13 protein-coding genes are annotated in these 13,747 nt (G+C 74.6%); 12 read left to right on the top strand and 1 reads right to left on the bottom strand.

Annotation, left to right across the window (positions count from 1 at the left end; translation table 11 throughout):
* Positions 1–117: 117 nt before the first annotated feature.
* On the top strand, positions 118–657 hold the full coding sequence (locus EV386_RS06535) for a hypothetical protein (RefSeq protein WP_130413428.1): 540 nt from the start codon (positions 118–120) through the stop codon (positions 655–657).
* Between the two features lie 61 nt (positions 658–718).
* On the opposite strand, the gene EV386_RS06530 is transcribed toward EV386_RS06535, so the two are convergent.
* The gene (locus EV386_RS06530) at positions 719–1,309 is read right to left on the bottom strand and encodes an SRPBCC family protein (protein ID WP_130413426.1); all 591 of its coding nucleotides are present in this window, start codon (positions 1,307–1,309) and stop codon (positions 719–721) included.
* A gap of 312 nt (positions 1,310–1,621) precedes the next feature.
* On the opposite strand from EV386_RS06530, the gene EV386_RS06525 reads away from it, so the two are divergent.
* From EV386_RS06525 to EV386_RS06475, 11 genes are all read left to right on the top strand, one after another.
* Complete coding sequence (locus EV386_RS06525; protein ID WP_130413424.1) at positions 1,622–2,272, top strand: biliverdin-producing heme oxygenase; 651 nt, start codon at positions 1,622–1,624, stop codon at positions 2,270–2,272.
* 201 nt (positions 2,273–2,473) lie between these two features.
* Complete coding sequence (locus EV386_RS06520) at positions 2,474–3,556, top strand: heme/hemin ABC transporter substrate-binding protein (protein ID WP_341272805.1); 1,083 nt, start codon at positions 2,474–2,476, stop codon at positions 3,554–3,556.
* Positions 3,553–4,656 (top strand): FecCD family ABC transporter permease, encoded by a 1,104-nt coding sequence (locus tag EV386_RS06515; RefSeq protein ID WP_130413420.1) that lies wholly within the window; start codon positions 3,553–3,555, stop codon positions 4,654–4,656. Before EV386_RS06520 ends, EV386_RS06515 begins: the two co-directional genes overlap by 4 nt.
* Positions 4,653–5,477: a heme ABC transporter ATP-binding protein gene (locus EV386_RS06510; RefSeq protein WP_130413418.1), complete on the top strand. Its 825-nt coding sequence runs from the start codon at positions 4,653–4,655 to the stop codon at positions 5,475–5,477. Before EV386_RS06515 ends, EV386_RS06510 begins: the two co-directional genes overlap by 4 nt.
* Entirely contained in the window at positions 5,474–6,706 is a 1,233-nt protein-coding gene (locus EV386_RS06505; RefSeq protein ID WP_130413416.1) for a hypothetical protein, read from the top strand. Before EV386_RS06510 ends, EV386_RS06505 begins: the two co-directional genes overlap by 4 nt.
* Positions 6,703–8,067, top strand: coding sequence for a hypothetical protein (locus EV386_RS06500; RefSeq protein ID WP_130413414.1), 1,365 nt, complete (start codon positions 6,703–6,705; stop codon positions 8,065–8,067). The genes EV386_RS06505 and EV386_RS06500 overlap by 4 nt, the downstream gene beginning before the upstream one ends.
* Positions 8,068–8,127: 60 nt before the next feature.
* Positions 8,128–9,759 carry an HtaA domain-containing protein gene (locus EV386_RS06495; RefSeq protein WP_130413412.1) on the top strand — a complete coding sequence of 544 codons (1,632 nt, stop codon included), beginning with the start codon at positions 8,128–8,130 and terminating at the stop codon, positions 9,757–9,759.
* Between the two features lie 3 nt (positions 9,760–9,762).
* Positions 9,763–10,794: a WxL protein peptidoglycan domain-containing protein gene (locus EV386_RS06490; protein WP_130413410.1), complete on the top strand. Its 1,032-nt coding sequence runs from the start codon at positions 9,763–9,765 to the stop codon at positions 10,792–10,794.
* 99 nt (positions 10,795–10,893) lie between these two features.
* Positions 10,894–11,577 carry an SDR family NAD(P)-dependent oxidoreductase gene (locus EV386_RS06485; RefSeq protein ID WP_130413408.1) on the top strand — a complete coding sequence of 228 codons (684 nt, stop codon included), beginning with the start codon at positions 10,894–10,896 and terminating at the stop codon, positions 11,575–11,577.
* Between the two features lie 65 nt (positions 11,578–11,642).
* Positions 11,643–12,284 carry a CYTH domain-containing protein gene (locus EV386_RS06480; RefSeq protein WP_130413406.1) on the top strand — a complete coding sequence of 214 codons (642 nt, stop codon included), beginning with the start codon at positions 11,643–11,645 and terminating at the stop codon, positions 12,282–12,284.
* A 127-nt stretch (positions 12,285–12,411) separates the two neighbouring features.
* Positions 12,412–13,701 (top strand): MFS transporter, encoded by a 1,290-nt coding sequence (locus EV386_RS06475; RefSeq protein WP_130413404.1) that lies wholly within the window; start codon positions 12,412–12,414, stop codon positions 13,699–13,701.
* Positions 13,702–13,747: the final 46 nt, after the last annotated feature.

The raw sequence follows: 13,747 nt of genomic DNA, 5'->3' as shown, positions 1-13,747 counted from the left end.
CGGCCGGGTGCGGGGCAGCGGGTGGTGTCGGTGGGGGTGTTGTCGCTTGTCGTGGTGGGTGGGTGCGCCGGGCCGGAGGCGGAGCCGGCGGCGACGCTTCATGACGAGGTGGCGTGGGTGGACGGGAACCAGCCGTCCGGGCCGGATGAGGATGATCCGCGGGTGGTGGCGGTGCGCCGGTATGACATCTTGGTCAAGGCGTCGAACAACGAGTTGAACTTCACGGATCCGCGGTTGGCGCAGGTGGCGACGTCCGAGTGGATCGACGTCAAGGCCCACCGGGCCCGCCGGGACATTGAGTCGGGCAGGTTCTCCCTGTGGGAGGGGCCGAACGACATGACGCTCGTCGCCATCGATCACGACGGCGACGAAGTGATCATGTGCTCTCGTCTGCCGACCCGGTGGACCTGGGACGACGATGAGTCCGCCGTGGCCGAGAAGTCGCGGGACTCGGGGGAGTTCGAGTACGACACCTACGAGCTCGTCCAGCAGGACGGGCGGTGGCTTGTCGAGAGCTTCCGGGCGGATTACGGGCCTGGGGACGGCCCGTGCGACCCCGGGCCGAACGTGGCCTTCGGGGCGTTCACCACGCAGCCAGATCTCGGTGTACTCGGCACGCTGTCGCCGGACGACGTCGTCGCGAGGTCTGAGCGGTGAGGCGGCCCGGTGCGGGGCAGCGGGTGGTGTCGCCGGGGGCATTTGTGTGGGTGCGCAGGCGCTACCGGACCTGCGTTCGGGTGGTCCGACCGCGCGCGTGGCGTCCGCCGTCCGTCTCCGCCAGCCGCCGCAGCGTGAGGAGTTGCTTGCGGATCATGAGCAGGTCACCCCAGCCGAGAACGAGCCTGCGCGCCGCCCCGCGCACGCCGCCGCAGTCGCCGAGTCGGGCGGCGACCACGATCCGCGACCGTCCGGGGCCGGCCCCGACAACGCGGTAGGTGACGAGCACGTCGCCGAAGAGGCGCTTCGCGGTCCCCGTCCGCGTCCGGATCGTGATCTCTGATCCAGGGATGACGTCGATGGTGTCGAAGACGCGCATGACTCGCTGGCCCGGCGCGAACGGCCCGAGGTGGGCAGCCACGGTGCGCGGCGACCGGCGGCCGAAGTTGTCGAGCCAGTCGTAGCTGTACGGGGCGACCCGGAGGTTTCCCAGCCAAGCGAAGACGACCTCGGGGTCCGCGTCGACCGCCACAGCCCGAAGCAGCCGCGCCTGCGTCGAAGCCGCGAGCCGGTCGCACCCGTAGGGCGCGTCGACGTCGGCGGGTGTGGCGCCCCACACCCAGGGCAGGCCCGTGCGCTGCGCGTCGCTCATGCGTCCTCCAAGTCCGGGCGGCAGCCCGTCATGTCCAGCATCACATGCCGCGGCCCGGGTCCGCAGTCGTCGAACGCCAACGGTTCGAAGGGGAGGCCCGCCACGTAGACACCGAGAAATAGTGTGCCAAGCGCGCGAAGCCCGTTGGCGCGGGCGCCGTGGGGTGCGGCCGCTGGCGGCGGGGCGTGAGGGCTGCGGAGCACTCGGAGTGTTGCGAACATTAGGTGAGGCATACCTTAGTGAGTCTGGTACGGTTTCGCCGAGTCCTGACGGGTCGTCAGGACGTTCCGGCACGTCTCCCTGGAGGTCGCTGTGACCGTCGCGCCCGTCGCACCCCCGCTTCTGTCGGACCTGCTGCGCGAGGGAACCCGCGCTGAGCACCAGGAGGCGGAGTCGCAAGGCTTTGTGACCCGCCTCTTGGCCGGCGAGTTGGACGTGCGCGCCTACGCGAGCCTCGCCGCGCAGCAGCACACGATCTACGCCGCGCTGGAGGAGGCGAGCGCTCGGATCGCCGCGGACGCCCGCGGCGGCTCGCTGGTGTTCGCCGAGCTCGCGCGCGTCCCGTCGATCGAGCGGGACCTGGAGCACCTCTACGGTCCCGGCTGGCGCTCGCAGGTGCGGGCGCTGCCCAGCGTCGAGCGGTATGCCGCCCGGCTGCGGGAGACCGCCACGAGGCTTCCGGAGTACGCCGCGCACGCGTACACGCGCTATCTGGGCGACCTGTCGGGCGGCCAGGTGATCAAGCGGATGATGCAGCGCCACTACGGCATGGGAGCCGCCGGTCTGGAGTTCTACGACTTCCCCCAGATTCCCAAGGCGAAGCCGTTCAAGGACGTCTACCGCGAGCGCCTTGACGGCCTGGGGCTCGACAGCGCGGAGGCTGCCCGCGCCGTCGCCGAGGCGCGGAGGGCGTTCCAGCTCAATCGCGCGATGTTCGCCGAGTTGGGCGCGCTGCACCCCTGATCCTGCGGGAGTCCTGATCCCGCGGGTGAATCCGGGGCCTCTTCTTGCCCCGAGGTTGGCAAGTTAGGTGTGCCTCACCTAAGTTGAGCCCGCTTCGTTCGTTTCGCGGCCGCCACCGCCGCCCCTGTGAGGAGTGCCTCCATGCGCCCGGACCCCCGTCCGACGCCGTCGCCGCGCCGCGCCACCAGGCCGACTGCCCCCGTGACCGCAGCGCTCGCCGCGCTGGTGACCGCCGCACTGCTCGCGGCATGCGGCATCGTCCCCGGAACCTCTGCGCACACCGCGGGTGGCGCGGCGAGGACGCCGCTGGCCGACGTCCAGCCGTTGGCCGACCCGCGCACATGGGAGGGCGAGGTGGACGCGACGGCGCCGGACGACGGCATCCATCCCGTGGCGGTCGAGCCCGCGCCCGCGCTGCCCGCCACGGTCACCGACGCCCAGGGCGCCACCGTGACCGTGACCGACACGTCGCGGATCCTCGCGCTCGACCTGTACGGGTCCCTGTCGCGGATCGTGTTCGAGCTCGGGCTCGGCGAGCACGTCGTGGGCCGGGACACGTCCTCGGCCTTCGACGAGATCGCCGACCGCCCTCTGGTCACCTCCCATGGCCACGAGCTGTCGGCCGAGGCCATCCTCGAGGTGGCGCCGTCGGTGATCCTCACGGACACGACTCTCGGGCCGTGGGACGTGATCCTCCAGATGCGCGACGCCGGCATCCCCGTCGTCGTGCTCGACTCGCACCGCAGCCTGGAGACCTCCGGAGCGCTGATCACCGCGGTCGCCGACGCGCTCGGCGTGCCCGAGCAGGGCGCGGCGCTGGCGCAGCGCACGCAACGGGACGTTGACGCGGTGAGCGCCCAGGTGGCCAGGCTCGCTCCGGCGGACCCGGCGAAAAGGCTGCGCGTCGCGTTCCTCTATGTGCGCGGCCAGGCCGGTGTGTACTACCTGTTCGGCCAGGGCTCCGGGGCCGACTCGCTGATCGCGAGCCTTGGCGCGAGCGACGTCGCGACCGAGATCGGCTGGACCGGCATGCGTCCGGTCAACGACGAGGGCCTGGTGTCCGCGCAGCCCGACGTGCTGCTCATGATGACCGGTGGCCTGGACTCCGTCGGCGGGGTGGACGGCCTGCTCGAGCGGCTGCCCGCGATCGCGCAGACCCCCGCGGGGCGGCACCGCCGCATCGTCGCGATGGACGACACGCAGATCCTCGCGTTCGGCCCCGCCAGCGCCGGGGTGCTCGACGCGCTCGCGCGCGCCCTGTACGCCCCGCAGACGCTCTCATGACGCGCCTGCTGTCGGCGCACGCCGCCGCCCCCGCCACCATGGAGCCCACCGCGCTCCCGCCCGCGCGGTCGGGCCGCGTCACCGCGCTGTTCGTCACGCTGGCGCTCGCGCTCCTGGTGCTCGCCGTCGTCGCCGCCGGGTCGGGTCAGCTCCACGTGGCGCCCGCCGAGGTGGTCGGGTCCGTGCTGCACCGCCTGGGCCTCGACGTCGGACCGCTGCCGTCCCACCCCAATGGTGACGCCGCACTGTGGACCATCCGCTTTCCCCGCGTGGCCATGGCCGCGCTCGTCGGCGCCGCGCTGGCGACCGCGGGCGCGCTCATGCAGGGCGTGTTCGGCAACCCGCTCGCTGAGCCTGGCGTCGTCGGCGTCTCCTCGGGCGCCGCGGTCGCGGCGTCGGCGACGATCGTTTTCGGGCTCCAGGCCTTCGGGCCGTGGACGACGGCGGTGGCCGCGTTCGGGGGCGGGCTCGTCGCCACGTTCCTCGTCTACGCGCTAGCGCGGTCGGGCGGGCGCACCGAGGTCGTCACGCTCGTGCTGACCGGCGTCGCGGTCAACGCCGTGTGCGGAGCCCTCATCGCCCTGCTCACCTTCCTCGCCGACACCCAGGCACGTGAGCAGATCGTCTTCTGGCAGCTCGGCTCGCTCAACGGGACGCGCTGGGCGCACGTCGCGATCGTCGCGCCGTTGGTGGCCGTGGGCATCGCCATCGGCGTGGCCCGTGCGCCCCGGCTCGACCTGCTCTCCCTCGGCGAGCGGTCCGCGCGCCACGTCGGCGTCGACGTCGAGCGGCTGCGGATCGTGGCCATCCTCGCCGTCGCCCTGCTGACCGCCGCCGCCGTCGCGTTCTGCGGGATCATCGCGTTCGTCGGCCTCGTCGTCCCGCACCTGGTCCGCATGGCCGTGGGTCCCGCGCACCGCGTGCTCGTGCCCGCCAGCGCCCTCGGCGGCGCCGTGCTGCTGCTCGCGGCCGACCTGGTCGCCCGCACCGCCGTCGCCTACGCCGACCTGCCCATCGGCATGCTCACCGCGCTGGTCGGCGGGCCGTTCTTCTTCTGGCTCCTGCGCCGCACCCGTCGGCAGGCCGGGGGTTGGGCATGACCGCCGCGCTGCTGCGCGCCCGCGGCGCCACGGTGCGCGCCGGCGACGCCACACTGCTCGACGGCGTCGACCTCGACGTCGACGCCGGCGAGGTGCTCGCCGTCGTCGGGCCCAACGGCGCCGGGAAGTCGACCCTGCTGGCCGTCGTCGCCGGCGACCGCGTGCCCGACGCCGGAACCGTCACCTGGACGGGCACCCCGCTCGCGGCGGTCCGCCCCGCCGAGCTCGCCCGGTTGCGGGGCGTGCTGCTCCAGGAGAACCACCTCAGCTTCCCGTTCCGCGTCGTCGACGTCGTCCGCATGGGGCGCGCCCCCTGGCGCGGCGACCCGGCGCAGGACGACGACGAGCGGGTGGTCGCGGCGGCGCTTGAGGCCGCGGACGTCGCGCACCTGGCCGCGCGCACCTACCCCACGCTGTCCGGCGGGGAGAGGGCGCGTGCGTCCCTCGCCCGCGTCCTCGCCCAGGAGCCCGCTCTGCTGCTGCTCGACGAGCCCACCGCCGCCCTTGACGTGCGCCACCAGGAGCGCGTCCTCGCCCAGGCCCGTGCCCGCGCCCGCGCCGGCGACGCCGTCGTCGCGGTGTTGCACGACCTCGCCCTCGCCGCGGCGTGGGCCGACCGCGTGCTGGTGCTCGACCGCGGCCGGGTCGCCGGGCTCGGCGCCCCCGACCAGGTGCTGACCAGCGAGCTGCTGACGCGCGTCTACGCCCACCCGATCGACGTCGTGGCGCATCCGCGCACGGGCGGGCCGCTGGTGCTGCCCCGCCGTGGCGGCGAGCCCGCGCCCGCGACGCCCCTGACTGAGATGGAGGTCCGCGCATGAGGCCAGCCGGACGGCTCGCCGCCCCTCTGACCGCCACAGCGCTCGCGCTCGGCGCGCTGATCGCGGTCGCGCCCGCCGCCCAGGCCGCGCCCCAGGTGAGCGTGACCGGCGCGGACGGCCAGGCCCAGGCATCGGCCGACGGGCCGACGACGCTGCAGGTCAGCGGGCACGGGTTCCAATCCGTGCCGCACGGCTACGGCGGCATCTACGTGCTGTTCGGGTGGGTGTCGGACCCGTCGGGCGGGTCGTGGCGTCCCAGTCGCGGCGGCTCGACGGGCTCTGACTACCGCTACGTCCCCGACACGCAGGAGGCCGACAACGCCGGCCACTTCCGGTTCGTCGCCTTCCCCGGGTCGGACACCGAGGCGCAGGCCAACGGCGGCACGATCGCCGCCGACGGCACGTGGTCGACCACGCTGGCCGTGCCCGGCCCGCGCTTTGCGACCACCGACCGCGACGGCGCGCCCGTCGACGTCGACTGCACCCAGGTGCAGTGCGGTGTGATCACCATCGGCGCGCACGGCGTGGTCAACGCCGCCAACGAGACCTTCACGCCGGTGGCCTTCGGCCCCGGCGCGAGCACGACCCCCTCCGGGGTGGGCCCGGGCGCGGAGCCCGCCCCGGAGGGCCCCTCCCCGTCCCCGGCCGCCATCGTGCCCGGCGGTGCGGGCCAAGGGCTCACCGATCCCGCGCCCACTGCGCCGGGGCCCGCGACCCTCGGCGTCGACCGGACGACGGCGGTGGCGGGACACGTCCTGGCGTTCACCGTCCAGGGCATGACGCCCGGCGAGCAGGTCGTCGCCACGCTCGACGACGGCGCGGTCGCCGTCGGGCCGCTGACGGCCGGCGGCCACGGCGAGGTCGCCGGGCTCATGGAGCTTCCGTCCACCCTGCGCGTGGGCGCCCACCTCCTGACCGTCGTCGGGGCGTCCTCAGGGCAGCGCCCGCAGGCCGAGCTGACCGTGCGCCGCGATCCGGCCGACGCCACCGCCGCCGAGGCCCAGGCGGCCGCGGCCGCGCCGGCCGGCTCGGGGCTGCCCGGCGGCTACACCCCGGCCGAGACCGCCGTCGCCGTCGCCGCCCTGGTGCTGCTCGCCGTCGTCGCCGCGTCGGCCGCCACCGCGATCCGGCGGGCGCGGGCCGCACGGCGTCACCGACGCTCACCGGCCGCGCCGCCTGCGCAGGCGGAGGCGGCGCCGTCCACGCAGGCCCTGGAGGCACGGGCATGAGGCGGCGCACCTCCTGGCTGCGTGCGGGGATGATGCTGCTCGCCCTCCTGGCCGTGGCGCCGCTCACGGCCGGTCCCGCGTTCGCCGGCGACGACGACACCACGCTCGGCATCCACCCCGCCGACGAGCCCGCCTCCCAGGGCACGATCCCCATCACCGTGACCGTCCCGGCCACGGCCGTTGAGCCGGGAGCGAGGACCCTGACCAACGCCGAGCTGCGCTGGGCGGTCAACGCCGAGGCTGGATCGGCCGCGTTCTTCGGCGGCTGCAACTTCCTCATGGCCGGGCGCCCTGGCGCCGACGGGAACGCGGGTGGCGGCACACCGTGGTCGGACGACCGCCAGGACCTCTACCGCGCCGTCGACGGGAGCGTGCGCGTCGAGCGGACCGTCGGCGCCGGAGCGGACGCCCGCACCGTCCCGGCCACGTGGGCCGATCGCTGCACCGCCCCGGACGGACTCCCCGTGGACCTGCGCGGAAGGGTCTCGGGCGCCGAGGTGGTCGTCACAGGCGGCACGGGCGTCCGCACCGCCGACGGCGCCGTCGACATCGCCTGGACCGGATCGTTCACGGTCGTCTTCTACGGCGGCATGACCTACTGGTGGGCCACCGACCCCGTGCTGCACCTCGACGCCGACGGCGCCGGGACGCTCACCGCCACCGCCGGCGGGTTCGCCGCCGACCGCGACGACTCCACCCTCTGGGCGCCGCTGCCCCCGACGACGGTCACCCTCGCGTCATTCACGCGCACCCGCCCGCTCGGCGACGACGGCGGGCGAATCGCCGCCGACTACTGCGGCGTCGCCCTGACCCTGCCCGCGGACGCCACGCAGCAGGAGCGATCCGACGCCGCGGGTGTGTGCTGGGGATCGTTCCCCCAGAACTTCGTCGACTTCCAGATCCGCGCCGGGCAAAGCTCGTTCTGGTACAGCTCCGGCGGCGCGCGCGACCCGTACAAGCGAGCCGCCGACGTCGTGGTCTCCTTCGACGCCGACCGCTCCGTCGGCGGGGCGCCGCCGGCGGTCCCGGTCCTCGCCGCGCCGCCCGCCCAGCCCGCGATCACCGCGATCGCCGACCAACGCCCGAGCGTCCCCGCGCCGAGCGGCGCGCGACCGGGTGTCGCGAGCGCGGGTGTCGCGAGCGCGGGGCTCGGCGCCCCGGGGCTCGCGGACGCCACGGCGCTGCCCGCCATCGCGGCCGTCACCCTCGGCGCCGCCGAGCCGGGGCTCGTCCCCGGGCTCCTGACCGCCGACGACACCCGTCAAACCCTCGCCGTCCTGTCGACCGTGCTGTTGCTCGCAGCGTCCACGGCCGTGGCCGGCTTCCGCAAGGGCTGGCTCGTCCTGCCCTTCAGTCGGTGATCCGCGCCCGGTCACCGGCATGCCACGCACCACACCACGCACCACTGTGAAGGGAACGCCATGAGACACCTCAGCACTGCCAGGCGCCGACTGGGCGCGGGCGTCGCGACGCTCGCCGTCGGACTCGGCGCCGGCGTCGTCGCGCTCGCCGGCCCGGCGCACGCCGACGGAGGCCAGGCCGTCGCCGCCGAGAGCGGTGACCTGGCCTGGGGCTTCAAGCAGAGCTTCCGCTCCTACGTCGGCAACCAGACCGCCGCCCTGCCCCCGATCGGCGCGCTGCCGTACGGGCAGCGCATCACCCTCGCGCCGCCGGCCGCGTTCGACCTCGACGCGGCGCCCGCCTCGACGTCGAACCAGGCCACCCCCAACGAGACCCTGCCCTACCTGCTGCCCGTCAGCGGCGGGACGGTCGCCTCGGCCGACGACCTCACCGTCGAGACCACCGGCGCAATCGCCTACCACTTCCCGTCGCACTTCTTCGACATCACGGTCGAGAACGTCGGCGTGCGCGTCAGCGGCGGCGTCGCGAGCGTCGTCGCCGACGTCCAGGCGGTCGTGACGGGCGACTTCGGCGAGTGGCATGCGGGCACCTACGGCGGTGAGGACGTCACTCTCGCCGTCGCCGACGACGCGGACGTCACGCTCTCCGCTGACACCGTGTCCGTCGCCCTGACCGGTGTGCGGCTGACCGAGGACGGCGCCGCCGCGCTGCCGCTGTACGGGGCGGGGGAGCTCCTCGACGACCTGAGCGTGTCGGGCGCCCTCGCGCCCGCGCCGACGGCCTGGACGCCGAGCGTCACACTGTCCCAGGCCACCGGCCTCGACCCCGAGGCCACCACGACCGTCACCGTGACGGGATCGGGCTTCGACCCGGCCGCCAACGTCGGGACGCGCCCGCCGCTGGCGGGCAAGCCGACCGGCGTGTACGTCGTCTTCGGCGCGTTCCCGGCGGCCTGGCGGCCGTCCGAGGGCGTGGCGGCGTCGGCCCGCAAGGTCATCGACCAGAAGTGGGTGCTGCCCGACCCGTCGTTCACCGAGCAGGGCGGCCAGGTCCCGTACGTGCTGCTGAACCCCGACGGAACCTTCACCACCACGCTGCAGGTGAGCGCCGCCGACACCGCCGAGGGCAACTACGGCGTCTACGTGTACGCGGCCGGCGGACCCGTCAACGCCGGGCAGGAGCTCTACGTCCCGGTCACGTTCGCGAACCCCGGCGACGTTCCGATCGACGTCACGGTCCCCGAGGCTGAGCAGCCCGAGGAGCCGGGATCGTTCGAGTGGACCATCAGCGGAGCCGGCGCGGTGAGCCTCGGCACCGCCGCCCAGGGGGAGGGGGCGTTCACCGCGTCCGGCGCGCTGCGCCAGGTCACCGTGACCGACACCCGCGCCGGCACACCCGCGTGGTCGATCAACGGCCGGGTGGGCGACTTCGTGGCCGGGGAGCGCACGTTCTCGGGCTCCGCCCTCGGCTGGACGCCCGCGGTCAGCGCGAACGCGGGCGGCGCCGTCGCCGGAGCGGCCGTCCCACCGGGCGTCGGCACGGCCCTCACCGAGAGCCGCACCCTGGCCTCGGCCCCGGCGGGTCACGCCCCGGGGGCGGTGGCCGTGGACGCCGGCCTCGGCCTGCGCATCCCGCTGACCACGCCGGCCGGCGACTACACCGGCGTGCTCACCCTGACGGCCGTGGGCTGACACGTGACCCGCGCCCGCACCACCCCGCGGCGGCGCGCCTCAGGCCTCGGCCTGGCGCGCGCCGCCGCGGCGGCGACCGTCGTCGCCCTGACCCTGCTCGCTCCCGCCGCGCCCGCGAGCGCCGACGACGTCACCTGGTCGCTCGCCCCGGGCGACGGCGGGCTCGGGGCGGGCCGCGCCAACTTCGTGTACGCCGTCGAGCCCGGGCAGGTGGTCGACGACGTCCTCGTGGTCACCAACCCGACAGCCAGCCCGCTCGATCTCGCCGTCTACGCCACCGACGCCCTGACCACGCCCGAGGGGCACCTCGACCTGCTGCCCGCCGCGCAGGCGCCCACCGACCTGGGCGCGTGGATCGAGACCTCGGCGAGCGCCGTCCACGTCGAGGCGGGCGCCCGCGTCGAGGTGCCCTTCACCCTGCGGGTCCCCGCCGACGCCGCCCCCGGCGACCACGCCGCCGGCATCGTGACCTCCCTGGCCGCCACCTCAGGCGACGGCGCCTTGACCGTCGACCGGCGCCTGGCCCTGCGCGTGCACGCCCGCGTCGCCGGCGACCTGACGCCGGCGCTGACAGTGACGGGCGTCGACGTCGTCGCCCACGGCACGCCGCGACCCCTGGGCGCCGTCGCCGCGACGGTGACGTACACGCTGACCAACACCGGCAACACGCGGCTCGTGCCCACCGAGTCCGTCACGGTGCGCGGGCCTGGCGGGTCCGGAGCCCGGAGCGTGAGCGGCGACCTTGACGAGGTGCTGCCCGGATCGAGCGTGCGGCGCACGGTCGAGGTCACCGGCGTACGGCCGCTGGGCCGCGCGACGGCGGCCGTACGCGTGGACGGCGTCGCCGTCGGCGGCGCGGGCGCCACGACCGCCGCGGGATCGGCCACCACCTGGGCCGTGCCCTGGGCGACGGTCACGCTGGTCGTCCTGGTCATCGTCGCCGCCGCGAGCGCGCCCGGCCTGCTCGCACGGCTCCGGCGGCGGGGCCGCGTCACCCCGGATGGGCGCGTCGAACCCGGCGCCGCACACCGCTGAGCCCGAGTCCGCCGTCGATGGTTGGCGATGGTCGTGGGTGACTGCTCAGCCCGTGGTCGAGTGGGCCCGGCTCGTCGGCCACTGGGCCATACTCCGCGCATGACATCTCGGCGTCGGGCCCTCGTCACGGGCGCGAGCCGCGGGTTCGGCGCCGCCTGCGTGGAGGTCTTCGCCGGCGCGGGATGGGACGTCGTCGCGGCATCCCGGGCTCCCAGGTCGGGCGCCCTCGCCGGCGTCGTCAACGCGATCTGGGACGTGACCGACGACGACGGAAGTGCGCTGCGGGTCGCGCTCGGGAGCGCGCCGCTCGATCTTGTCGTCAACAACGCCGGTGTCGGGATGCCGGGGACGCCGCTGGAGGGCCTCGACGTCACGGCCATGCTCGGAGTGCTTGACGTCAACGTCGGCGGGGTTCTGCGGACGACGCGAGTTGCCCTGCCGAACCTTCGGCTCGCGCGGTCGCCGCTTGTGCTCAACATCACCTCTCGGCTCGGGTCGATCCACGACCAGGCTGTCGGCAGGTACCGCGGCTTCGGGACGAGTTACGGGTATCGGATCTCCAAAGCCGCGCAGAACATGGCGACGGTCGCGCTCGCCCAGGAGCTCGGTCCCGACGTCCGCGTCTGGGCGGTCCACCCCGGCAGCCTCGCCACAGGGATGGGTCGATCCGGCGCGGGCGGCGATCCCGTGGACGCCGCCCGGGAGCTGTTGCGCCTCGCGGCCTCGCCCGAGCCGACGAGCCCCAGGTTCCTCAACTTGGGCGGAGGAGACCTGCCCTGGTGAGCGCGCACGCCAGTCGCCGCGTCGCGCCGTCACCCGGGGGACCGGCACAGGCTAGCCTTCCTGCCATGGACGGCTTCCCCGGCATCGAGCGCAAACACGGCGACTTCGAGTTCGAGCGGCGGTTCCTCGTCGCCGAGGCGCCCGACGAGGTCCGCCAGGCTCCGGCGACGATCGTGCAGTCCTACCTCGTCGCCGACGGCGGCTACGCGGTGCGCGTCCGCGCGCAGGCCATCGGAGTCGAGGCCGAGATGACCGCCGAGACCGACCCGGTGGATCTGCTCGGCGCGATCAGCCCGCAGGTCAACCACGCCGCGATCACCGTGAAGGGTCCGCCGCTCGGCGGCACCCGGTACGAGGCCGAGCGCGACCTGGACGTGTCCGAGGCGGTGCAGGTCATGCTGCGCGGCAAGGGCCCGTTCGTCACCAAGGTCCGCTACGCCGTCCACCTGTTCGGGTCGCCGTGGGTGATCGATGTCTTCGGCGGGGCCAACCACCCGCTCATCGTCGCGGAGTGCGAGAAGCCGGACCCGGTCACCGACCTGGTCATCCCGCGCTGGTGCGTCACCGAGATCACGGACGACCCGCGCTTCACCAACGACGCGCTCGCCGTGCGGCCCTACCCGACGTGGAGAGCCGAGCACGACGCCGAGGTCGCGGCGAACGGCCCGACGTTCCGCGACGACTTCGGGAGCAACGAGTACGCGTGAGCGCGCTCGGGGCGGCGTCGTCCGACGCCTGACGCCGACGTCGGCACACGCATCGCGCGCCGCACGGCTGGGCCGAGGACGTCGTGACCAGGGATTTCTCTCGGGCAGGGCCTACCGTGGCAGGGTCATGGCCTCCGCGACGTTCGCCTCCCTCCGCTTTCCCAACTATCGCCTGTGGTTCGCCGCCGCCCTGGTCGCCAACGTCGGCGCGTGGGCGCAGCGCGTCGGCCAGGACTGGATCGTCCTGACCCACCTGACGGACCACTCGGGCACGGCGGTCGGCGTCTCCGTGGCGATGCAGTTCCTGCCCGTGCTGGCGCTGTCGCCCTACGCGGGCGTGCTCGCCGATCGGCTGCCGCGACGGCGGCTGCTGATGGCCACGCAATCGTTGATGGGGCTCAACTCGGTGGTCCTGGCCGTGCTCGTGCTCACGGGCGCCGTGCGGCTGTGGCATGTGTTCGCCCTCGCCCTGGTCGGCGGGTGCGTCTCAGCGGTCGACAACCCGGTGCGCGCGACGTTCGTCTCCGAGCTCGTGCCGGAGGCGAGCCTGACCAACGCCGTCGGGCTCAACTCGGCGTCGTTCAACGCGGCCCGGCTCGTGGGGCCGGGCGTCGCCGGCCTGCTCATCGCCGCCGTGGGCCCGGGGTGGGTCTTCGTCATCACGGCCGCCACGTTCGCGCTGTCGATCGCGGCCATCGCGGCGATGAACCCCCGCGCCCTGCACGTGCTGCCGTCGGCGCCGCGCGCGGCGGGACAACTGCGCGAGGCGGTCGCCTACGTGCGCGACCGTGGCGACGTGCAGGTCATCATGGGGGTCGTCGGCGTGGTGACGATGTTCGGCCTCAACTTCCAGCTCACCAGCGCGATGATGGCCCGCGTCGAGTTCGGGCTGGGGCCGGGGGAGTTCGGCCTGCTCGGCTCGGCGCTCGCCGTGGGGTCGCTGGCCGGGGCGCTGCTGACCGCGCGGCGAACCCAGCCGCCGCGCGTGCGGGTCGTGCTCGGCGCGGCGCTCGCGTTCGGCCTCGCGCAGGGCGTCTCCGCGCTCATGCCGTCCTACCTGACGTATCTGCTGCTCGCCGCCCCGATCGGGTTCACGTCGCTGACCATGCTGACGGCGGCGAACGCCGCCCTGCAGACGTCGGTGACCCCGGCGATGCGCGGGCGCGTCATGGCGCTGTACATGATGGTGTTCCTCGGCGGCGCGCCGTTCGGCGCCCCGCTGATCGGCTGGGTCGCCGAGACCTTCGGTCCCCGCGTCGCGATCCTCGCGGGCGCGGTGGCCACGCTCCTGGCCGTCGCGGCAGGCTGGACGTGGGCGCACCGGCGCTGGCGGGTCCGCTACCGCCTCACGCGACCGGCGACGTTCCCGCAGCTTGAGATCGTGCACCCCGCGCGCGACCTCGAACCCGCCGCGTAGGCGGCGCGGAGCCCGTGGCCGCGCTCGACCAGCGCGGCCACGGGCC

The sequence above is a fragment of the Xylanimonas ulmi genome, from assembly GCF_004216535.1.
Classification (GTDB): Bacteria; Actinomycetota; Actinomycetes; order Actinomycetales; family Cellulomonadaceae; genus Xylanimonas; species Xylanimonas ulmi.
Note: the sequence above shows the minus strand (reverse complement) of the source record. Positions and strands in the feature narration are given on the sequence as shown.